The sequence below is a fragment of the Microcystis sp. CS-574 genome, from assembly GCF_028329095.1.
Lineage (GTDB): Bacteria > Cyanobacteriota > Cyanobacteriia > Cyanobacteriales > Microcystaceae > Microcystis > Microcystis ichthyoblabe_A.
The window spans coordinates 1-19,463 of record NZ_JAQMSY010000084.1 but is presented as its reverse complement, the minus strand read 5'-3'; the positions used below and the strand labels follow the sequence as shown (position 1 = coordinate 19,463).

The 19,463-nt window shown below is 44.5% G+C and carries 22 protein-coding genes and 1 pseudogene; 5 read left to right on the top strand and 18 right to left on the bottom strand.

The features are described from left to right. Positions 1–7: 7 nt before the first annotated feature. The 7 genes from PN470_RS06015 to ldpA form a co-directional block, all read right to left on the bottom strand. A complete protein-coding gene (locus tag PN470_RS06015; RefSeq protein ID WP_272104035.1) occupies positions 8–850 on the bottom strand; it encodes a DUF6671 family protein in 843 nt (280 codons plus the stop codon). A gap of 131 nt (positions 851–981) precedes the next feature. After that, entirely contained in the window at positions 982–1,839 is an 858-nt protein-coding gene (locus PN470_RS06010) for a S1 RNA-binding domain-containing protein (RefSeq protein WP_272104090.1), read from the bottom strand. Between the two features lie 96 nt (positions 1,840–1,935). Beyond that, positions 1,936–2,670 carry a dienelactone hydrolase family protein gene (locus PN470_RS06005; protein WP_272104032.1) on the bottom strand — a complete coding sequence of 245 codons (735 nt, stop codon included), beginning with the start codon at positions 2,668–2,670 and terminating at the stop codon, positions 1,936–1,938. A 52-nt stretch (positions 2,671–2,722) separates the two neighbouring features. Continuing rightward, positions 2,723–3,538: a Cof-type HAD-IIB family hydrolase gene (locus PN470_RS06000; protein ID WP_272104030.1), complete on the bottom strand. Its 816-nt coding sequence runs from the start codon at positions 3,536–3,538 to the stop codon at positions 2,723–2,725. Positions 3,539–3,564: 26 nt separating this feature from the next. After that, entirely contained in the window at positions 3,565–3,861 is a 297-nt protein-coding gene (locus PN470_RS05995; protein ID WP_272104028.1) for a hypothetical protein, read from the bottom strand. Between the two features lie 11 nt (positions 3,862–3,872). Beyond that, on the bottom strand, positions 3,873–5,684 hold the full coding sequence (locus PN470_RS05990; protein WP_004159135.1) for a R3H domain-containing nucleic acid-binding protein: 1,812 nt from the start codon (positions 5,682–5,684) through the stop codon (positions 3,873–3,875). Positions 5,685–5,735: 51 nt separating this feature from the next. Then, positions 5,736–6,737 carry a circadian clock protein LdpA gene (gene ldpA / locus PN470_RS05985; protein WP_016516365.1) on the bottom strand — a complete coding sequence of 334 codons (1,002 nt, stop codon included), beginning with the start codon at positions 6,735–6,737 and terminating at the stop codon, positions 5,736–5,738. 247 nt (positions 6,738–6,984) lie between these two features. Here ldpA and PN470_RS05980 point away from each other — a divergent pair, with 247 nt between their 5' ends. Continuing rightward, entirely contained in the window at positions 6,985–7,215 is a 231-nt protein-coding gene (locus tag PN470_RS05980) for a helix-turn-helix domain-containing protein (protein WP_016516364.1), read from the top strand. 44 nt (positions 7,216–7,259) lie between these two features. Continuing rightward, entirely contained in the window at positions 7,260–7,571 is a 312-nt protein-coding gene (locus PN470_RS05975; RefSeq protein ID WP_002737935.1) for a DUF4164 family protein, read from the top strand. Between the two features lie 105 nt (positions 7,572–7,676). Here PN470_RS05975 and PN470_RS05970 read toward each other — a convergent pair whose 3' ends face one another. Further along, positions 7,677–7,898 carry a hypothetical protein gene (locus tag PN470_RS05970; RefSeq protein WP_002736250.1) on the bottom strand — a complete coding sequence of 74 codons (222 nt, stop codon included), beginning with the start codon at positions 7,896–7,898 and terminating at the stop codon, positions 7,677–7,679. Between the two features lie 139 nt (positions 7,899–8,037). On the opposite strand from PN470_RS05970, the gene PN470_RS05965 reads away from it, so the two are divergent. Together PN470_RS05965 and PN470_RS05960 are read left to right on the top strand one after the other, a co-directional pair. Beyond that, the gene (locus PN470_RS05965) at positions 8,038–8,844 is read left to right on the top strand and encodes a TlyA family RNA methyltransferase (RefSeq protein ID WP_271935044.1); all 807 of its coding nucleotides are present in this window, start codon (positions 8,038–8,040) and stop codon (positions 8,842–8,844) included. A 356-nt stretch (positions 8,845–9,200) separates the two neighbouring features. Next, on the top strand, positions 9,201–9,581 hold the full coding sequence (locus PN470_RS05960; RefSeq protein WP_271935045.1) for a cyclic nucleotide-binding domain-containing protein: 381 nt from the start codon (positions 9,201–9,203) through the stop codon (positions 9,579–9,581). 29 nt (positions 9,582–9,610) lie between these two features. Here the strand turns inward: PN470_RS05960 and fmt are convergent, their stop codons facing one another. The 8 genes and pseudogenes from fmt to PN470_RS05925 all read right to left on the bottom strand — a co-directional run bounded on the left by fmt (position 9,611) and on the right by PN470_RS05925 (position 16,599). Then, a complete protein-coding gene (gene fmt, locus PN470_RS05955) occupies positions 9,611–10,588 on the bottom strand; it encodes a methionyl-tRNA formyltransferase (RefSeq protein WP_272104026.1) in 978 nt (325 codons plus the stop codon). A 41-nt stretch (positions 10,589–10,629) separates the two neighbouring features. Further along, entirely contained in the window at positions 10,630–11,424 is a 795-nt protein-coding gene (gene pgeF, locus PN470_RS05950) for a peptidoglycan editing factor PgeF (RefSeq protein ID WP_002736685.1), read from the bottom strand. Between the two features lie 241 nt (positions 11,425–11,665). Beyond that, positions 11,666–11,881 (bottom strand): annotated as a pseudogene (locus tag PN470_RS05945) (DUF433 domain-containing protein); the annotation flags it as partial. A 32-nt stretch (positions 11,882–11,913) separates the two neighbouring features. Then, positions 11,914–12,249 (bottom strand): XisI protein, encoded by a 336-nt coding sequence (locus PN470_RS05940; RefSeq protein ID WP_002736025.1) that lies wholly within the window; start codon positions 12,247–12,249, stop codon positions 11,914–11,916. Next, the gene (locus PN470_RS05935; protein ID WP_002773633.1) at positions 12,237–12,653 is read right to left on the bottom strand and encodes an element excision factor XisH family protein; all 417 of its coding nucleotides are present in this window, start codon (positions 12,651–12,653) and stop codon (positions 12,237–12,239) included. The genes PN470_RS05940 and PN470_RS05935 overlap by 13 nt, the downstream gene beginning before the upstream one ends. Positions 12,654–12,797: 144 nt before the next feature. Beyond that, on the bottom strand, positions 12,798–13,001 hold the full coding sequence (locus tag PN470_RS05930) for a DUF6887 family protein (RefSeq protein WP_002758886.1): 204 nt from the start codon (positions 12,999–13,001) through the stop codon (positions 12,798–12,800). Then, positions 12,985–13,140 (bottom strand): DUF6888 family protein, encoded by a 156-nt coding sequence (locus PN470_RS22315; RefSeq protein WP_442929969.1) that lies wholly within the window; start codon positions 13,138–13,140, stop codon positions 12,985–12,987. Before PN470_RS22315 ends, PN470_RS05930 begins: the two co-directional genes overlap by 17 nt. A 207-nt stretch (positions 13,141–13,347) precedes the next feature. Next, positions 13,348–16,599, bottom strand: a complete 3,252-nt coding sequence (locus PN470_RS05925) for an nSTAND1 domain-containing NTPase (protein WP_272104023.1) — start codon at positions 16,597–16,599, stop codon at positions 13,348–13,350. A gap of 165 nt (positions 16,600–16,764) precedes the next feature. Here PN470_RS05925 and PN470_RS05920 point away from each other — a divergent pair, with 165 nt between their 5' ends. After that, the gene (locus PN470_RS05920) at positions 16,765–17,139 is read left to right on the top strand and encodes a CU044_2847 family protein (protein ID WP_016516358.1); all 375 of its coding nucleotides are present in this window, start codon (positions 16,765–16,767) and stop codon (positions 17,137–17,139) included. 68 nt (positions 17,140–17,207) lie between these two features. Here PN470_RS05920 and PN470_RS05915 read toward each other — a convergent pair whose 3' ends face one another. After that, on the bottom strand, positions 17,208–17,789 hold the full coding sequence (locus PN470_RS05915) for a hypothetical protein (RefSeq protein ID WP_272104021.1): 582 nt from the start codon (positions 17,787–17,789) through the stop codon (positions 17,208–17,210). A 188-nt stretch (positions 17,790–17,977) separates the two neighbouring features. After that, a complete protein-coding gene (gene moeB, locus PN470_RS05910; RefSeq protein ID WP_012266195.1) occupies positions 17,978–19,150 on the bottom strand; it encodes a molybdopterin-synthase adenylyltransferase MoeB in 1,173 nt (390 codons plus the stop codon). Between the last annotated feature and the right edge of the window lie 313 nt (positions 19,151–19,463).

The window sequence follows — 19,463 nt, the reverse complement described above, 5'->3', positions numbered from 1 at the left end:
GCTATCTTTAGGGATTACAATATTGACAATACATCGGATCGGCGGTTTTTTCACCGTTGGGAAAGAGTTTTTCCTCTCGATAATCACACCTTTGACAACCGTATAGTTCCAGTTTAATTAAAGAGGTGGGAAAGTGACATAAACCACAGGGTAAACCCGATGTTCTTTCGATAATATCAAACCCCGGACAACCACAATTAGGACATAATTGATTAAGTTTCTGCACCAGATTTGCTGTCGCAGCTGCAATTGCTTTCATCCGCGTGGGATTGTGCATAGCGCGCATATCGGTTTCTAGGTGTACTTTGCCGTTTTTGTCAAGAATATCTTCAACAATTTTAACTAAATTTTTCTCGTCAGTAATTCCCTTAAAAATCTGCTCGGAGTCGAGAGAATTTTTATCAAACATCACCACTAAACCATGACTAGGAAACCCGATTTTTTCGGCAAATTCTAAAGCAGCTGCTAGATTAGTTACAGTTTGGTGAGCGTGATTAGTTTCCGTGACTATTGCTTGACCAATTATTTCTAGATTATGGACTCGATCGAGTAATAAAATCAATTCACGATTACAGGAAACTAGCGGCAAGTTGGGATAGGGATAAAAACTACCTTCACTGGCAATTCCTATCTCGTATCCCGAAAGCTCGATCGCTTCTTGTGCTTTCCTGCGAGCGGTTTCAATTTGTGTCCCGATGCGCTTAATATCCCGGGTAAAAGTGCCAAAGCGATCGGTATTAAAATTATCGGGTACAATCACCTTAAGACCTATTTCTTGCGCTAAAATCTGCGCTATTACCCGCTCTTTTCCGTGCATAGTCCCTAAAATTGCTATCCGATCTTGAAACATCTTTGTCAAGTAAAAAGGAGACAGGAGACAGGAGACAGGAGACAAATTCACCTGATAACTGATGGTGGGTTACGGCGAATACTAAATAGGTGGTAAAATATCTAAGTTATTGTCGCCTAACCCACCCTACGCTAACTTTCTGGGTTTTTTCCCTGAGCTTGTTTTAATCTTTCTGCTGCTGTTTCCATGACTTCTGCAAAGTTTTCGAGAATTTCCCCGGGATGCGCTTCGAGAATTTTTGTAGATAGGGAAATGCGATTTTTATATTCGTCAATTTCCGCGACTACCACTTGAATTGCTTGACCAACTTTAAAGAAAGTCATGGGAGAATTAAAAGAGGCTCCCGTCACCTGTTTAGCATGGAGTAATCCCGTCACTCCACCGCAATCGACAAAGACACCATAGGGTTGTAATTTAACCACAGTGCCACTTAATAACTTACCCACAGCTAATTGACTGATAGCGTTAGCGCGAGCAATTTCTCGCTGAGATAAAACTAATTTATTATTTTCTTGATCGATTTGAATAAAAGTTGCGGTTAAAAGTTGTCCGATCAGGGAATCTAAATCATTTTTTTCGATTAAATGGGAGCGAGGGATAAATCCTTTTAATCCTTCCACTTCTCCCGTCACTCCTCCCTTATTCACCCCCGTGACGCGCAGCTGCACCGACTTGCCACTTTCAGAGATTTCCCTGACATTTTCCCAAGCTTTTTGTAGTAATAATTGCCGCAGAGACAGGGTAACTTGTCCTTCCGCATCCTGTCCACGGGTAATCAGAAAATCGAATTCTGCACCTATGGGTAAAGCTTCAGCAATAGAAATAACATTTTCCAGGGAAATTTCCCTTAAAGGAATAAAAGCGGAGGATTTGCCGCCAATATCGATGTATGCTCCATCGGAGGTGTGTTGATCGACTCTCCCGCGCACGATCTGCCCTTTTTCAAATTGATAATCGTATTGATCAAGAGCTTTGGCAAAATCGTCCATGGAAAAGGCTGGGTTCGGTGTCATGATAAATAGAATGGTTACAAATGTGATTTCGAACTGCTTCCAGTGTAAGCTGAAGCTTAAGGAGTCAGACCATTAAGATTTAAGAAGGCTAAATAACTCTAGCACATGATTCCAGGCAGATTTGGCCGCCTTAGCATTATAACTAGCCCTTTGGTCGCAGAAAAAGCCATGGTCGGCGTTTTCATAGCGGAAAACTCGATGGGGGATTTGATAACGGGTTAATGCGTTTTCTATCTCATCCACTTGCTTTTGAGGAATACTGGTATCCAACACCCCGAAAAATGCGTAGATTGTCCCTTTGATTTGGGGAGTCACCTTCACTGTCCCTTGACCACCCCCAGGGGTTCCCGTGGTGATTCCCGCACCGTAAAAAGAGGCACTAACTTTGATATCCTCTAGAGTGGAGACAAGATAAACCACATGACCACCAAAACAAAAACCGATCGTGCCGACACCGGTTTTTTGCACCTGTGGCAAACTATAAAGATAATCGATGGTGGCTTGGATATCGCTGATTAATTCGGCTGCTTTGGTTTGTTCCTTGTACTGACGACCGATTTCGATATCTGCCATACTGTACCCCGTTTCAAAACCAGGAGCAAATCGCTGATAAATGGCAGGAGCGATCACTATATAGCCTTCTTGGGCAATTCTGCGGGTGACATCTCGAATATGGTCATTTACGCCGAATATTTCCTGAATCACGATAATTGCTGGATAAATTCCCACTCGATCGGGAATGGCTAAATAGGCATCTATGTCAATATCTTTGTTAGAAATCGTAACAGTTTGCGTATTAATAGTCATAATTTTCTCGGTGAAAAGGATGTTGGTTTTCTAGTAAAAAGTCAAATCTTGCTCAAATTAAAACAAACTTTGCCAAGGCCGCAGCCACCCCATTTAAGTCTACACTGGGGGCAACCCAATCGGCTTGATCCTTAACGGCTTGGGGAGCATTACCCATGGCAACACCGACACCCGCATAGGTGAGCATAGAAACATCATTAAAATTATCACCGATCGCCATAACGTTTTTTGGTTGTAATCCTAGGATATCTTCGGCCAAAAATTGGGTGGCGCTTCCCTTGGTAGCCTCAACGTGGGTAACTTCAAAAAAAGTCGGACTCGATTGGGTAAAGTATAAATCTTGATTTTGATAGCGTTGCTGTAAATGCTGCCAAATCTCGGCGATAAATTGCTTATCTTCCCCCATGGCCAGGATTTTAGTGGTTTTGTGGGCGACTTTGCGTAAATCCCCCACTGCTTCGGCAATAATACCCGATCGCTGGCGATAGAATTCCGTTTCCGCGTTTAATTGCCGCACATAAAGCACATCGTCCATATAAAAATTAAGGGAGATTTTCTCCTTCCATTGGGGTTGTTCGAGATAATCCAAAAGATCGATCGCCAAGTCGGGGGAAATAGGGGTATGTCGATGGTGAACTTGGGAAACAGGATCTTGAATCCAAGCGCCATTGTAAGCAATTATAGGTAAAGTGGATTTAAGGCGTTGATGAAAGCGTAAAGCCGAGCGGTACATCCTACCAGTGCCAATAGCGACTGAAATCCCCTTTTTTTGGACGGCTGAGACAGCTTGCACCACGGCCGGATCAACCTGATTGTTATCCCCGGCGATCGTTCCATCCACATCGACAACGATTAAGCGAATATCCACAGTCTTTTCCCATTCAACGGTAACAGTTAATAGTTTGCCACTTCCCCCATCAAAAAGGGTAAATCTTGGTATTCAGCCAAGGCATTGTTAAAACCCGATGGCTCTGGATGGGTAAGATAGGGATAGAGAATTCCCCAAATAACCATCGAGATAGTCGATCTGGCTAGAATTAAACTAGCCAGATCGAGACAGAGCTTAATTCTTTCAGCTAGGGGCATTTTAGCCCGCAATTCCGCCCCCGATTGGGGACGATGGATAATCAGGGAGGCCACCGCACCGATCGCCGTCCCTGTACCGATAATGATGAGGGTGCGTCGCTGCAAATTCCTGACTCCTAAGCTGGATAGATGCGAATACGGCGATTCGGTTCCTCTCCGAAGCTATCGGATTGGAGACGGTAATGTTCCACTAATTCGTGCTGCATTTTCCGCACTTTCGCCGAGCGGGGCAGTAACTCCACCGGTTGGCCGGTAGGAATAACGATTTGTTCCACCGCTAACCGGGCCTCCTCCAAAGCTTCGATCTCGTCATCACTACCGCTGCGGGCAAATAAACGCAGATCCGCACCTTCCTGATTCATCGGGTCATCAATGCCCAAAATCCGCTTTAAACCGCGAGAAATTTGGGGCAGGGTATTGGATTTGATGCCGTGGATGGGAATTTGTCTTACTTTGGCAATTTGCCGCAATTTTGACTGATTTTTAACGTGGGAACGCAGGGCCAGCACCGCGTCGGCCTCCTGTAAATCTTTGGTCAAAACGATCGGCAAATCTAGGGCCTGTACTACCTGCTCGATCGGAGCGCGACTGACTCCGTAGGGATAGACATAAACCGGCCAATCTTCGCCATTGGGACCGGGGACGCGGACTTTTTCCGTTTCCGGTTCCTCCTGTAGCCAAGATTGTTCGAGGAGGCGATCAAAATCGTTTTCCCGGTTGAGAGGGCCCGCAGGGAAACGGGCCACGGGGGTCATCCGGCCATCGGCCCGCCATCCCTTGGGTTTATCCATTTCTGGCAGATAATTGCCGCGCAAAGGGGTGAGGTTTTCCGGTTTTGGTTCTTCCTGAGCGACCTGTATTTTTCCCTCCTCATCTACCCAACGGATTTGGGCAATTGCTTCCCGTCCCCGCAGCAGTTGGTCGATAGTGGTGGATACGTCCTCGTGGATGACCCAGCGCTGACGTTCCAACATTTCGATGGCAATATCAAAGGTGGGGGGTGCTTTGCGTTCTAAAACGGTCTTCTGAGAACCCCGGCGGCGTGCTTCTTCGTCTCCGAGAGTTACTGCCTGAATTCCCCCGACTAAATCCGATAAAGTCGGGTTTTTAATTAAATTTTCCAATTGATTGCCGTGGGCCGTTCCCACTAACTGCACCCCGCGTTCGGCGATCGTGCGAGCAGCCAGAGCTTCTAATTCCGTACCGATCTCATCAATCACGATTACCTCTGGCATATGGTTTTCCACTGCTTCGATCATGACCTGATGCTGCAATTCCGGACGGGACACCTGCATCCGACGAGCGCGACCGATGGCCGGATGGGGAATATCTCCATCTCCGGCGATTTCGTTGGAGGTGTCGATAATTACTACCCGTTTGTTAAGATCGTCGGCTAAAACTCGGGCTATTTCCCGGAGAGCGGTGGTTTTTCCTACCCCCGGACGACCGAGCAGCAGCAGGGATTTTCCTGTTTCCACTAGGTCGTTAATCAGGGTGATCGTACCAAAAACAGCCCGACCGATACGACAGGTTAAACCGATAATTTCCCCGTCTCGATTGCGAATGGCACTGATCCGGTGCAGGGTGCGTTCAATCCCAGCGCGATTATCGCCGCTAAAACTGCCCACCCTGGCGATCGAATACTGGATTTCTTCTTTTGAGATCGGTTCGTCTCCCAGATCGATCGCCCCATCGGGAAAACGCGCTTCTGGTATGCGTCCCAAATCCATAACTACTTCGATTAGTTGATGCTGCCGCGGGTGTTCCTCGATTTTGCCGCGAATCCGAGCCGGTAGAATTGCCAAGAGTTTGTTTAAATCGTCGGTCACTGGCATCCGAGAGGAGGGTAGGGTTTCTGGCATTAATAGTAAAGGGTTTTGGCGATAATTGGCCGTTTTTATTTCCAAGATTTTCTTGGGGTCTAACACATTTATGGGTTAGTTGTCAATTAAAAAAATATTATAGTTTTTTGACCAAGGCTAGGCTTTTAATTGAGCAACCACCATAGAAGCGGCTTTAAGGGCTTCTTTGTAGGCTTGGGGGTCATTTTCAAGGTTAAGCTGGTCTAAATGCTCTAAAATTGGCAAAATCAATGAACGGGCGTAACTTCCATAGGCAATACCAGCGATTTTTTTTCTCAGTCCCAGTTGCTGTAATTTGGTCACGGTGTGGTCATTGGTTCCCCCGGCTAACTGCACAAATCCGGCTAGATTGCTGGAAAGGACTTTTTTGGCCATATTAATGGCCGGGTGGGTGGTCCCTTTGCCGATATCGCCGCTCATCGGTCGGCCGTCCGTCTGCCAAATCAGAGGACAGCTTAGGGGTGAAATGGTTTCTCGCAGATAGTGGAGGTGATCAATGATATATTCATCATCTTGGCAACTTATGGCCAGGATTTTTAGGTTTTTAGTTAAAGGTGCGATCGCTTGCCAGAGTCGAGCAAATGCCTCTCCATGACCGACTTGGGTATGAATTTCGATCGCATCTACTCCCATTTCGATAATTAAGGGGATAATTTCTGCGGGTTGACAGACACGGGATCTTGTCTCGATTATCTGCGGGGGACAAACGGGTAAACAGCGACCGCAACCATAACAGCGCTGTTCAATCACTCCCCCCCCATCAATAGCATAAGCGGGACAGATTTTTTCGCAGGGACGGGGACAATCGACCGGACAGAGTTGCGGGTTAAAGACAGCTTTGCGAAAGTGGGGATCTTCACCGTCATTGAGACTGACCATTAACCAAGGTCGTCGATTTGGGGAGAATCCGGCGATTTTTTCCGCCGTTTCGATGCCTTCCTTGGCCGCAAGGATCACGGCTCGATCGGCAGCCACATCAATACAATCGGCCCCGGCGATAGTATAGGCCAAGGCGAGGTTGCGAATCGTGGGCAAATCTTGGTAACTAGCTCCACAGATGAGCTTGAACCAGTGACCCGCAACTAGGGACTGTAAGGGAGAGGGGTTTTTATCTAGCACTTTTTTATCCTATCGCGCCCAGCCCCTAAATGTCAGCCTTGTGCTGCTCTGATTCTGACTAAAGAATGATTATTAATTCTTTTTGGACGCACTAAGTCAGAAACGGTAAGTAAAACCGATTTATTCAACAACTTCATTGTTTTGTTAGCAGCAAGTCAGCGAAGGGCGGTCGTCTTCCTTTATATTCTTGATGTATAATGATAGTTATATAATGTCAACAGTATTTTTAGATGATTTTTGAGATATAATGACGGATAGGGAACTAGGACAGCGTATGCAGAAATTACGAGAAAACGCTGGGTTAACTCAAAGAAAACTAGCGGAACGGTTAGGTGTGACAGTGCAAACCGTAAGCAATTGGGAAACAGGCTACAGGGAACCGAGAATGAACCCATCTCAAACATTAAAGCTATGTCAATCCCTTAACTGCTCACTTGCACAACTAGCTGGAGCGATCGCACCATGCCAAGACAACTGACATATTTAGGTATCCCCAATCTCACCAGCGATCGCAATTAAAAAATGGCTAACGAAACCGTTACTTATTCCCTAGAAGCTGTTCTGACAAGGATCGAGGGGAAAATAGACTCCCTACAAAGAGATGTCAATCAAAAATTCGACAAAATCGATGAACGGTTAACCAAAGTAGAAATAGGACAATCGGAGATCAGAGGGGACATTAAAGCTTTAGATGAGCGACTAACTACGGAAATTAAAGGACTAACGACACGGGTTGCTTATCAGGAATTTACCAACCGGGGAATTTTTATCGCCCTAGTTGTCGCCATTTTAGGAGGGGCTGCTAAACTTTTTGGTTTTTTTCCCAATCCCTGACAGCGATCGCCATCGGTTAGGCCGAGGTTGACACTAAAGACTTAATGTAAATTCTAAAATCCAGTTGATTCTTTTTGGACGAATGCCATCGGCCTCTACATTGAACTATAAACCCAAACGCTGCTTTTGACGGGCTTTATAGGAAGCTAACAGCCAGATAGAGCCAGAAATCAAAGAAGGAGCAAGGACGAAAAAAGTGGCCATGGTTACGGGATGTTCCCGGGCCCACACCCAATAGATCATCACGGCAAAGATCAAGCCACAGTAAGCTAGTCCGAGAAAGGGAATGCCAATGACTAAAATGGCGAATCGAGTATCTTTATCCATAAAATATCGTGATGGCAGCGAAAATTTGGCTGATGGGTTCCGCTTGTCCCTATCTTTACTTATAATCTTCCTTCTGGGATTGCTTGGGGAAAAATAAGGTATTTTTTAGAATTAGGCGCTGATTATTGGGAGGCCTTCCTTGCCGAAAGAAAGATTAGATTTATTATTGGTAGCCAAAAATCTCTGTGATTCCCGTCAACAGGCACAGCGATTAATTCGCGCTGGAGAGGTGAAAGTCAATCACCAAATCATCGATAAACCGGCCACAGAAATCGATCGGTCAGCGGCGATCGAGGTCAAGCAGAAACTGCCCTATTTGTCAAGGGGGGGCGAAAAATTAGCCAAGGCCTTAGAATTGTTTGCCATCGATGTCAGCGATCGCATTTGTTTAGATGGAGGCATTTCCACGGGGGGATTTACCGATTGTCTCTTGCAAAAAGGAGCAAAACGGGTTTATGGGGTCGATGTGGGTTATGGACAAGTGGCCTGGAGTTTACGGCAGGATCAACGAGTTATTTTACTAGAAAGAACTAATTTTCGCTATTTAACCCCAGAAAAGTTATACGGACAGGAAAAACCCGCCGATTTAGCAGTTATGGATCTGTCCTTTATTTCCCTGACCAAAGTTTTACCGACCCTGTGGACGCTATTAAATCCACCGCGAGAGGCGATTTTATTGGTCAAACCCCAATTCGAGGTGGGACGGGAAAAAGTCGGCAAAAAAGGGGTAGTTCGCGACCACCAAGACCAAGCAGGGGCAATTTTTCAGGTTTTACAGGCCGCCGCAGTCTTAGGATGGTTCTATCGGGGTTTAACTTGGTCTCCCATTACCGGACCTGCGGGTAATGTGGAGTATCTTCTCTGGTTATCCACCGATATCGGCCAAGTTAGTCCCAGTTTAGCCGCGATCGCAGAAATCACCCAAGCAGCGATCGAACAGTTTTAACCCCAGTGTTTTGTCAAGGCAGTGGGGAGATTTTCAGAAAAACCCTTGACAAATGGCGAGACTTGCTTTATACTTTATGTATAATGGGAATCCGTTTGCCCATATATATAGGGTTTTTGAGGGAAGATAAGAGAGAAAAAAATAGACTCAAAAATCGGGTTGGGTAGGAAGAGGACAAAGGTATGAAGAGGGAAATTTTCCCTCCCCGACAAGCATTAAACAAAGCATTTCTGAGAGTCAAACCGAATCTTTGTCAGGTAGAGAAGTTTCAAGTATTCTTACATACAAAAACGATGATCGGGCAGTTCAATCTATTGGAAAATGGGAGAGATAACCCGAAAAATTCTTGTTAAATCATGTTAAGTCCCGTAGAGACGATTAAAATTCTCGAAAATCATCCTGATCGCACTTTTCCAGCTGGTGAAGTTATTTTTGCCGATGGCACGGAGGGCGATTTAATGTACGGTATTCTTAGTGGAGAGGTGGAGATGTATATCAAGGGGCAATTGATAGAAACTCTACAAAAAGGGGACGTATTCGGAGCAGGAGCGCTCCTGCATGGGGATAAACTGCGAGAATCCACAGCTATTGCCAAAACTGATTGTAAATTAGCCTATCTCAATCAACCGCAGTTTTTATTTGCCGTGCAGGAAACCCCCATGTTTGCGATCGAAGTATTAAGAAGTTATTCCGATCGCTTTCGCAAGTTGAAAAAAATCTTCACCGGTGAAGCATAGAGGAGCAAAGGAAAGCCATACCCCGAAAACTATTGACCGAAAATCTCACCGATAGTTAAACGGGAACCATTGACCAAATCCCCACCAGAACGCGGAGGTTTTCCCGATAATTGCACTTCTTTTAATAATAATAAACCCGCTCCCGTCTGCACCACCGGCCCGAAATTTTTCCAGAGAGCCACGATCGATCCCACTTCTCCGCTTAGATGAGAAAGGTCTTTTGTCTGTAATTCTCGAGGCAGTTGCTCCGGATCGTCTAGGGGAATAGTGGCCATCACTTTAAAGGGTTGTCCCCGGAAAGTGGTCAGCGCATGAGGATAAAAACCCCGGACTCGATCGTGAATTGTCCGGCCTGAATCTTGCCAGTGGATTAGATAGTCAGATTTTTGAATTAAAGGGGCATAGGTGGCATCATCGTTATTTTGAGGAATTGGGGTAATTTCTGCTTGATCGAGCTTAGAGAGGGTTTCTAGGAGCAAATCCGCCCCCATTTGGCCTAGGGTTGCTCCCACCTGTTCGGCATTGTCAAAAAGAGCGATCGGGGTGTAGGCTTTCAGTAGCATCGGTCCGGTGTCCATGCCCGCATCCATTAACATGGTGGTAATGCCGGTTTCTTTTTCTCCCCTAGCGATGCACCACTGCACGGGGGCTGCTCCCCGATATTTCGGTAAAATTGAGCCATGAACGTTAATACAGCCTAATCTCGGCATCTCTAGAATTTCTGGGGAGAGGATTTGTCCGTAGGCAACTACTACAAAGGCATCCGCTCGCGATTGTCTGAGAAAATCTAAGGTTTTAGCATTTTTTTTCACACTTTTAGGCTGTAAAACTGGTATTTGCTGTTCTATGGCTATTTGTTTCACCGGTGAGGGGATTAATTGATTACCCCTTCCCCGGCGCTTGTCCGGTTGGGTAACGACGGCAATTATTTCTATATCGGGATTGGCTAATAATTTTTTGAGGGTGGGGACGGCAAAAGTCGGGGTTCCGAAAAAAACAATACGCATGGGAGAGGGGGGATTTTTCAGTTATCAGTGTGCAGTAATCATTAACGACTAACTATGCCAGACCATTGGATTTTTTTGGCTTTTTCCCGACGATAGGAGAAAAAATGCTCCTCTTGTTGATAGGTACAAAAAGGAGCGATCGCAATTTGTTGATCTCTAATTCCTAACTGTTGTAGTTGATGATAAATCACCCTTCGCACGTCCAAGCGAACTTTTCCTTTTTCCTCGTCAGCAAATAAGGGGGAAGGGGAGAGGTTAAATAAATTCGCCAGAATTTGGTCGGGATTGGTTTCTTGAGGAAATAAACTTAAACCCACTTCTGCGGCAACTTCTCTATCTACTTGATACACTTCCCCGGCAATTGCCGGCCCCAGGGCCAACACTAAGTTATCTAAACAACTACCGGAGTTTAATAACTGCTTAACTGCTTTGACAACTATTCCCTTAGCTGTCCCTCTCCATCCAGAATGAATCGCCACCCCAACACCGCTAGAGCGATCGCCTATTAGTACAGGCGTACAATCAGCACTGGCCACCCAAATCCCTTGACCGGAAGCATCGGTAATAATTCCATCCGCTTCGGCTATTTCTGGGTTAGTAATCCCTTGGGGATTTAATAGGCGATCGCCATGTACCTGTTTGACCCGATAAACTGGTACATTTGCCCCTAGAGCAGCCGTAAAAGCTTCCGGGGTTTGGGGGTAATAATGACGGGTAAAAAAGCCGTGGGACCAGTCCTCTAAGAGATTACAGGTAAGATAGGGCAATCCTTGCCATGTTTGCCATTGCCACAGAGAAGTCTCGGTTAATCGGACATCGATCGCTACATTGGTCACAGTCTAAGCCTCTCTGGCTGCAATAATACCTTATTCTTTCCTATCCTAGTTCTGAGCTTGGCAAACGGCAACCGGAAAATTATTACCCAAACCCTTGACAAATGGCGAGACTTGTTTTAGACTTTTTATATAATGGAAATCCGTGCGCCCATATATATAGGGTTTTTGAGGGAAGATAAGAGAGAAAAAAATAGCCTCAAGAATCGGGTTGGGTAGGAAGAGGATAAAGGTATAAAGACGGAAAATTTCTCTGCCCCTCAGTACAATGAGTCTCAATGTATGCTAGGGCTGAATCAATCTGTCTATCATTAAGACCAAGTTTTTCACGAATCAGCTTGGGGGGATACTGAGCCTGTAGGTAATCCATAACATCATAAAGGGTAATTCGCGTACCGGCGATTGTCAATCCACGCTCTGTACGAATAATAGCTGATTGCCCGTTGGATACCAGAACCATACTCATAACCTTCTAGAATTTCATTCTATAGCTTATTTTACCGCAAATTCAGTATAGGGTCGAATATGTTCGGGTTTAAAGGCAAGGACAATTTGCTCTTTAGGAATACCGGCGGCTAATAAATCAGTGGCAATACCGTCTTCGGTTCCGTCTCGTTGTATCCAGATTTTACCATTAATAATTTGTAAATGCAGTAAACAGCCATGTACTCTTTCTCGGTTATCCCAACCTTCTAAGAGAATTAGATAGTTATCAGAGTCTTTGTCAATAATGAGGAGGCGGTTTACCTCTCCAGTAGCATAGCGCAAGTTTGCATAATAACGGAGAGATTCAATAATAATTTTTCTCATTTTTTCTAAACTATCCATCTTAAAATAACCTCCTCAATTTCGTCAAAAATTAATAATTTTAATCGTTTATTGTCTAATAAAACTTGACCAATAGGATCTTCAAAAATATCGGCAAAAGCTTGTTGATGAATTGCTAAATATAAAGTTCTTTCAGATTTTAACTTTGTCAATAAATCATAGTATAAAATATATTGTCCTAATGCTTTTTCTAAGTCGTCGATAGATGATTTGCCAACAAAACTTTTAATTTCAATGGCAATTTTTTGATTGTCTTTTTCGGCGGCAATAATTTTTTCTGCTCCCAAGTCAATATATAAATCTCTTTTTCCCCAGCGAATAATTAGGGGGTCATGGGTAATTGTCCAGCCATCTTTGTCTAAGGCAGTTCTCACGGTATCATGATAAATATCTTTTGCTGGCATTTTTATTATAACTGATGATTATTAGAGATGCAGCGATTTTGGTACTGTTGAAGAATCGGTGATTCGTCTTTTTCATCTCGTTCCCAGTTTCTACCTGAAGCATACATTAAAGCAGAGCCTTGGTACAAGCAAGTTAAATTGATTTTATTTATCCATTTTTGCCTTGAGAAATTCTTCTAATTTCTTCATGTCTTCTTGACTAGGAGTAAGGGTAAATCTAGTTACACCTGATTCAGTTCGCATTCTATCCATATAAATTCTTAAGGCTTCATCATCTTCTCGATGGGAGAGGACATATTTTCTTAATTCTGGGCGAGACATTTGGTAAAAATCAGGTTGATGATTCATCTTCAAACTCCACATTAGTGAGCAAGATGCTCACATTACTATTTTCATCATACCGAAATAGATAAATATCGGTATAGAAGTTAGACAGGGTTTGACACATTCTAATGCAAGTAAACATCTGTTCGGGAGTGGGTATCATTATTGATGGCTTTTTCCTCCAATTTACGAGTTTATACTTGTAATAAGTATAGCATAATACTGGATTGAAACAGCGGCACAAGCATAACAGTTAAGTACCTAAGCAAAATTAATTACACATATCTAACCACCTCTTGCCTCTTGCCTTTTGCCTTTTGCCTATCTTCACTAGGAAATTTATTTTGCACGACTACTTAACAGTTAACTGTTAACTGTTAACTGAATAAACCGTCCTCGACGACGCAACTACCCGCAGCCCGATGTTGTAGGTCCTGCTGACGGGGTAGTTGCGGTGGCGGGTGGCAGAACGGCAGTGTTGCGGGTTGTAGCTCCACGAACCACCGCGCAGCAGCCGATAATTATTCTCGTTCTCACTCAGCCAGGCACTGCCATCATCAGGCGCACCCTCATAACTATCATGCCAGTGGTCTGCACACCATTCCCAAACATTCCCGTGCATATCGTAGAGTCCATAACTATTCGCCGCTTGAAACCTTCCTACGGGAGTCGTCCTTCCACGAGCGGTTTCTGCATAATTCGCCAAAGCTGGGTCAATTTTCTGCCCAAAATGATAGGGAGGATAGGCCGGATTTTGGATTTTGGATTTTAGATTTTGAATTGATTCTTCACTGATAACTGACCTACAGGCGTATTCCCACTCTGCTTCACTGGGTAAGCGGTATTGATAGCCTTGGCCTTTTTCCAGAGACCAGCGCGATAGCCTCTGGCAGAATTCTACCGCCTCATACCAAGTGATAGATTCCACAGGTCGGCGAAGGTCGCCTTTAAATTGTGAGGGATCTGGATTGAGATCTAGTTCAACTTTGGGGAAAGAAGAAGCCACCACCCACCAGTAGGACTGAGTTATTGCATCCCTACTGATGAGGAAGGTAGAAATCTTGACCTTATGTGGCTGGCGTTCATTTGGATATGCTCCTTCTTCTCCTTCACGAGAACCCATCCAAAATTCACCACCGGGAATTTCCAACATTTCTAGGTTTATTCCACTTTCTAACTCTTCGATTACTGTGGTTGGCAGGTCGTTTTCTGCGATGATTGAGAGGGCAATATTTCCTTGCTTATTAACCTCTGCTGTCCAGATAGGAACCTCCTCTCCCCACTGCTTCAGCAACCAGGAAGCTGACAGCCTTATCTGTGGTTTTTCCTTCTCATTTTCGAGTAAATTTCTCAACTTTTCTCGGTTTAAAAATGATTTATTGGCTGCTTCCTTTTCTAATGTCTCTCGCTCTAAATTATCAATGTCTGAACTGCGGAGGTAATTATATAATTCTTGCTGGCTACTAGCTTCGAGAAACTCTTTAGCCAATTGCGTAGTCTCCACAGTGTCTTGATATTCTTGCAGAATTTTCTCTGCATCTGCTAACTTGTCACCCGACCACAAATAATACTGAGATTTGTTATTTTTTTGCCAGTCTTTGGCATCTTTATCCACCTGTTTGGCTAATTCTCTTCCCTGTCGATTTTCGTTTCGCCACTGATTCAGTTTGTCCCATTTTTCAATTAAAGCTTCATGGACCAAATCTACCCAAGCTTCTTCTTCTCGTTCACTTTTTCCCGTCACTAAAAGGCGACCTTTTACTAATCCTTGTTTTCCTTCAATTAGTTCTGTTAAGATTTCTTGTCCTTCTTGATTATCTCCAGCTAGAGACAAGATAAAGGCTTTCGGTTGACGCAATCTGGTATCTTTTTCCCCATCTCCTATTTGCAGAAGATTCAAGAAAATTCGCTTAATTAAAGCTTTTTCTGCTTCCGTTCGCTCCTGCTGCGGTGAGTCTTTTTCATAATCCTTGTATTGATAGACTTTATCAGCTTGACAATTTAACGCTCCTACTATCCCACCTATCGCCTCATAAGTATCTAAAGTCAGCCGATGGTTTGCTTCATCTCGTTTCTGCCAAAGCTGGGTTAAAGCAAACTCTAATAATGGTAAAAATCCTGGTTCTTGTTTAATATCTTCAAGGATTTTATTGAGCAATTCTTTCTTAACTTCATAGCCTTGCAGTTTGGCTGGTTCCGTGATAGCTTCTAGCAAATCTAATCCCCTTAGATCTGGCAGGTATTCGGCGTTATTTTGAATCAGTTGTCGCAGCCCATCGTAACGCAAACAGGGTTCAATGAAATCCGCCCTCATGGTAGCAACAACTGCTAGGGGAGAGTCTGGAATTGTGGCAACTTGAGTAATCAATTCAATAAAGCGATCGCGCTGTTCCGCTAGAGCAAAAGTGAATAATTCCTCAAATTGATCCACCACCAGCAAGAATTTGTGTTCGCGGGGAAAAAGTTCTAATAGCGGTTTTAAGCCTTCCCTGTCTTGATTATTGATACATTGATCCAGCAATTTTTCGCGATCTGGAAAATAGGATAACAGTAGGCTTTCTAACTTTGACAACGGCTTAAATCCAGGCTTGATCGGTTCGAGAATTTGCCATCCTAATTCTTCCAACCAGGGCATCAATCCCGCCAGAACTACCGAAGATTTACCACTTCCAGAAACACCAATCAGAGGGACAAAATTTAGCCGATCTAGCTTAGATTTGATGTCTTCTACCACTCGCTTGCGTCCGAAGAAGAAATCACGTTCTTTCTTAGTAAACGCCAGCAATCCTTGATAGGGACAGCGCAATTTTCCATTCTCATCTAGTAACGGGTTCACTTCTTTAACTTGAGGTTGCGCCCCATATTTGACCAGAATTAGCGATCGCCCAACTCCCATGCGAATCGGTTCTTGACCCTTCCCTCGCAATTCCCGCGAAACGAAATCAAACAGGCGATCGGCACTAATTTCTCCCGTTTTTGGGTCCGCCTGTTGTGGGGACAGTCCTTCGAGTAAGGCGGCGGTGAACAAACTGTATTCCTCATCTTCCCAAGCCACCTGTTCTGACCGACAGGCGGTGATTAGGAAGTAATCTTGCTTGTCATTAAATGCTGAGAGGCTAGGTTCTAGCAAAATGCGATCTAGTTCCCGATTTTCGGGCAATAACGCCCCCGCATGGCAACAGTCTAGCATTACCACCAGATTACTCAAACTAGAACGCCGTAATAAAGGATTGAGTTCTCGGTCTAAAGAAATGGCATTTTTGCCGTCGGGTTGGCTATCGGAGGTGGCGAGATAGGCTTCCCCGTCACCGATGCGATTGATCAGGCGAAACCCGTGTCCTGAAAAGTAGATCAAGACTTCTTGATTTTTGGTCTGCTCTCCCGATAAAATTTGCTGTAAGGCCTGCAAGACTTCATTCCCCGTCACCTTTCCTGAAACAACTTCGAAGCGTTTTTCTGCGGCAATCCAGCGATTGGGTAGGCGTTCTACATTCTCAAATGTCTTGGTATTCTCCAAGAATTGAGCAACAGCTTCCGCATCTTTGGCGGGTTTACTCAAAGATGGCAGGAAATTTCGGTCATCGTAATCGTTAATGCCGATGACAAGGGCGTAGCGAGCCATAGACAGTCAGCAAGGGATAGAAATGTTTTTTATGTTAGGTTATTTTTTGATAAACTGCAAGGAAAGCATAGGCCCTCTCTTAGATAATCTTTTCTTATCATCACAAGTACGGGAGAGCCAAGAAATAGTTAAGAAAAAAGTTAATTTTCAATTTTTGCATTATTTATGACTCGACTAACTCCGATCCAAATTGACGAAAACACTCTAATTTATATAGAGTCCACCGATGACCTGGAAATTCCGACCGAGACATTAAAAACGGAGGGAAGAGTTGCTAAAGGGGTAATTAATGTACCAGATAAACAGCAAATTTTACAGAATTTTCAGACAATTGAAGATACAATTCGTACTTACACTACTTACACTTTAAACGCTTTTCGCAATTTAGCCATTGCCAACATTGAGGAAGTCACTTTACAATTTGGTGTGGAAATCGGCGGTGAGGTAGGAATCCCTTATATTACTAAAGGAACCGCTAAAAGTAATTTAAATATTACGGTTAAGTGTACCTTTCCTAAGCCGCCGAACTCGTCTGATTGATGGTTCAATCTTTAACGTTTTCTGGTTTTTCCATATATTCCCAAAATAAGAGAGCCAAATAATCTTGATTAAGGTCTCTGGTCTTGATTTTGGGGATAACTGGGGAATAGATCCCTGGGGAAATCCTCGGCACTTAAACAGGTTTGTAAAGCTTGGGAGGGATTATTTTTGTCCACATCACGACTGACAGCGATAACGCATTGGGAAAAGCGCCCGGGTAATAAACTTTGACGACAGGAATCTAAAACCTGTCTAGAAATCCCTAATTTATCAGGTTCCTTGGCTGTTTCCGTTTGTTTGAGGGAATTAGCGGCAAACAAGGGGGCAGCGCGATGGATATCGACCACACAATTACCTAGGTCGATGGGACGACGCACTTGAAAACAAGCTTGCAGAGCCAGATTACCATCGATCGGGGTTTTGGATTTAATCATTACCACACAGCGGGATAATTCTTTAGGAATTAATGCTTCTGAACAAGCGGTGGCGGCATCTTGGGGACTCACCCCCGTGCGGACAATCTGACTGATACAGGCACTGAATTGATTATTGTTGCCAAATGCGATCGCTGCTCGGTTTATTTCTACTAAGCCAAGGGAAATAGTAGCGATCGCGCTCCAACTAGCAATTTTTTTAATATGGTTTTTCATTGTTTGCTCACACCCAAGATTTTAAGGCTAACTGGCCTTGATCTTAACAGATTCACGAGGAACAGGAAACAGGGAGATGGGGGAAAGGAGAAGGGAGAAGGGAGAAAAAAGGCTGACTACTGGCTCCTGACTACTGACTACTGGCTCCTGACTACTGGCTCCTGACTCCTAAAACCCAAGGGCCAAAATTAGTATTCTGGTACAGTGGAATCGACTTCACGACTCCAGGCGCTGATACCACCTTTGACGTTAATTCCTTCGATACCTGCGTCTTTGAGGATAGCGAGGGCTTTAGCGGAACGTCCCCCCATCTTACAATGGGCGATAAGACGATAACCGTTGACTAATTCCTTAATTTTGGGAATTGCCGCACCATTTTCGATATCGGGTAGGGGAATTAGCACCGAGTTGGGGATATTAGCGATTTGGTACTCGTTGGGATTACGCACATCGATGAGAATGTAATCATTGGCATTGCTGTCAATTAGTGCTTTTAACTCTACTACGGTCATTTCTGTCATTTTTTGCTGTTCTGCTGCTTCTTGTGCTTTTGCTTGCGGAATACCGCAGAATTGTTCGTAATCAATTAGTTTTTCAATGACGGGACGGATAGGATTCGGACGCAATTTTAACTCGCGGAATTTCATTTCCCAAGCATTGTAAAGCAGTAAACGACCACTGAGGGTATCCGGAGCGCCGAGGATAATTTTAATGGCTTCTGTGGCTTGAATTGTGCCGATTACTCCGGGTAAAACCCCTAAAACGCCGCCTTCGGCACAGGAGGGAACCATCCCCGGTGGTGGCGGTTCGGGATAGAGATCGCGGTAGTTGGGACCGCCTTGGTAGTTAAAAACGGTTGCCTGTCCTTCAAAGCGGAAAATTGAGCCATAGACGTTGGGTTTGTCGAGAAGAACACAAGCATCATTAGTCAGATAACGGGTGGGGAAATTATCGGTCCCGTCGATAACTACATCATAGGGGGCTAAAATGTCAAGGGCATTTTCGGAACTTATGCGGGTTTCGTACAAATCCACCTGACAATAGGGGTTAATTTCTAGAATTCTGTCCTTAGCGGAAACAATTTTCGGTTTACCTACCCAAGAAGTGCCGTGAATAATTTGACGTTGCAGATTGGAACTATCGACGATATCGAAGTCAACAATACCGATTCTACCGATGCCAGCCGCCGCTAGATAGAGTAAAAGCGGGGAACCGAGTCCCCCGGTGCCGATGCAGAGAACACTGGCGGCTTTTAGTTTTTTTTGACCTTCTAAGCCCACTTCGGGCAGAATAATGTGTCGAGAGTAGCGTTGAACCTCCTCTTTGGAAAGTTCGATCGCCGCGAGATTAGGATTTAGCATAGATTGGGTAAATAGTGAAACCTGACTCGATTCGGGCAAGAATTTCGTCTCAGCACGATTTAGAGACAAAAATCAGGAAGACTCGATCGCTTCCTGTTTTTTCAATTCTTTCTATGATTTTGACATCCTCGCCGCCCTAAAAGTGCGGCGATTCCTAAACCTCACGATCTAGGTTTCTGCTTCCACCACCGTCGCATACCACAGTTAAAAAACCATGTACTGTCTTACACAGAGTCCACAGACTTTCGCCCCATTTCAGAAGCCCGATTCCGTGTGTCCCACGGTACGTTGACCGCCTATAGCTTCTTGTACT

What these genes read in the sequence shown, in the direction of transcription:
- PN470_RS06015 (WP_272104035.1), bottom strand. Translation starts at nt 850, where the DNA reads ATGTTTCAAGATCGGATAGCAATTTTAGGGACTATGCACGGAAAAGAG.
- PN470_RS06010 (WP_272104090.1), bottom strand. Translation starts at nt 1,839, where the DNA reads ATGGACGATTTTGCCAAAGCTCTTGATCAATACGATTATCAATTTGAA.
- PN470_RS06005 (WP_272104032.1), bottom strand. Translation starts at nt 2,670, where the DNA reads ATGACTATTAATACGCAAACTGTTACGATTTCTAACAAAGATATTGAC.
- PN470_RS05980 (WP_016516364.1), top strand. Translation starts at nt 6,985, where the DNA reads ATGACGGATAGGGAACTAGGACAGCGTATGCAGAAATTACGAGAAAAC.
- PN470_RS05975 (WP_002737935.1), top strand. Translation starts at nt 7,260, where the DNA reads ATGGCTAACGAAACCGTTACTTATTCCCTAGAAGCTGTTCTGACAAGG.
- PN470_RS05970 (WP_002736250.1), bottom strand. Translation starts at nt 7,898, where the DNA reads ATGGATAAAGATACTCGATTCGCCATTTTAGTCATTGGCATTCCCTTT.
- PN470_RS05960 (WP_271935045.1), top strand. Translation starts at nt 9,201, where the DNA reads ATGTTAAGTCCCGTAGAGACGATTAAAATTCTCGAAAATCATCCTGAT.
- fmt (WP_272104026.1), bottom strand. Translation starts at nt 10,588, where the DNA reads ATGCGTATTGTTTTTTTCGGAACCCCGACTTTTGCCGTCCCCACCCTC.
- PN470_RS05940 (WP_002736025.1), bottom strand. Translation starts at nt 12,249, where the DNA reads ATGGATAGTTTAGAAAAAATGAGAAAAATTATTATTGAATCTCTCCGT.
- PN470_RS05935 (WP_002773633.1), bottom strand. Translation starts at nt 12,653, where the DNA reads ATGCCAGCAAAAGATATTTATCATGATACCGTGAGAACTGCCTTAGAC.
- PN470_RS05930 (WP_002758886.1), bottom strand. Translation starts at nt 13,001, where the DNA reads ATGAATCATCAACCTGATTTTTACCAAATGTCTCGCCCAGAATTAAGA.
- PN470_RS22315 (WP_442929969.1), bottom strand. Translation starts at nt 13,140, where the DNA reads ATGATACCCACTCCCGAACAGATGTTTACTTGCATTAGAATGTGTCAA.
- PN470_RS05925 (WP_272104023.1), bottom strand. Translation starts at nt 16,599, where the DNA reads ATGGCTCGCTACGCCCTTGTCATCGGCATTAACGATTACGATGACCGA.
- PN470_RS05920 (WP_016516358.1), top strand. Translation starts at nt 16,765, where the DNA reads ATGACTCGACTAACTCCGATCCAAATTGACGAAAACACTCTAATTTAT.
- PN470_RS05915 (WP_272104021.1), bottom strand. Translation starts at nt 17,789, where the DNA reads ATGAAAAACCATATTAAAAAAATTGCTAGTTGGAGCGCGATCGCTACT.
- moeB (WP_012266195.1), bottom strand. Translation starts at nt 19,150, where the DNA reads ATGCTAAATCCTAATCTCGCGGCGATCGAACTTTCCAAAGAGGAGGTT.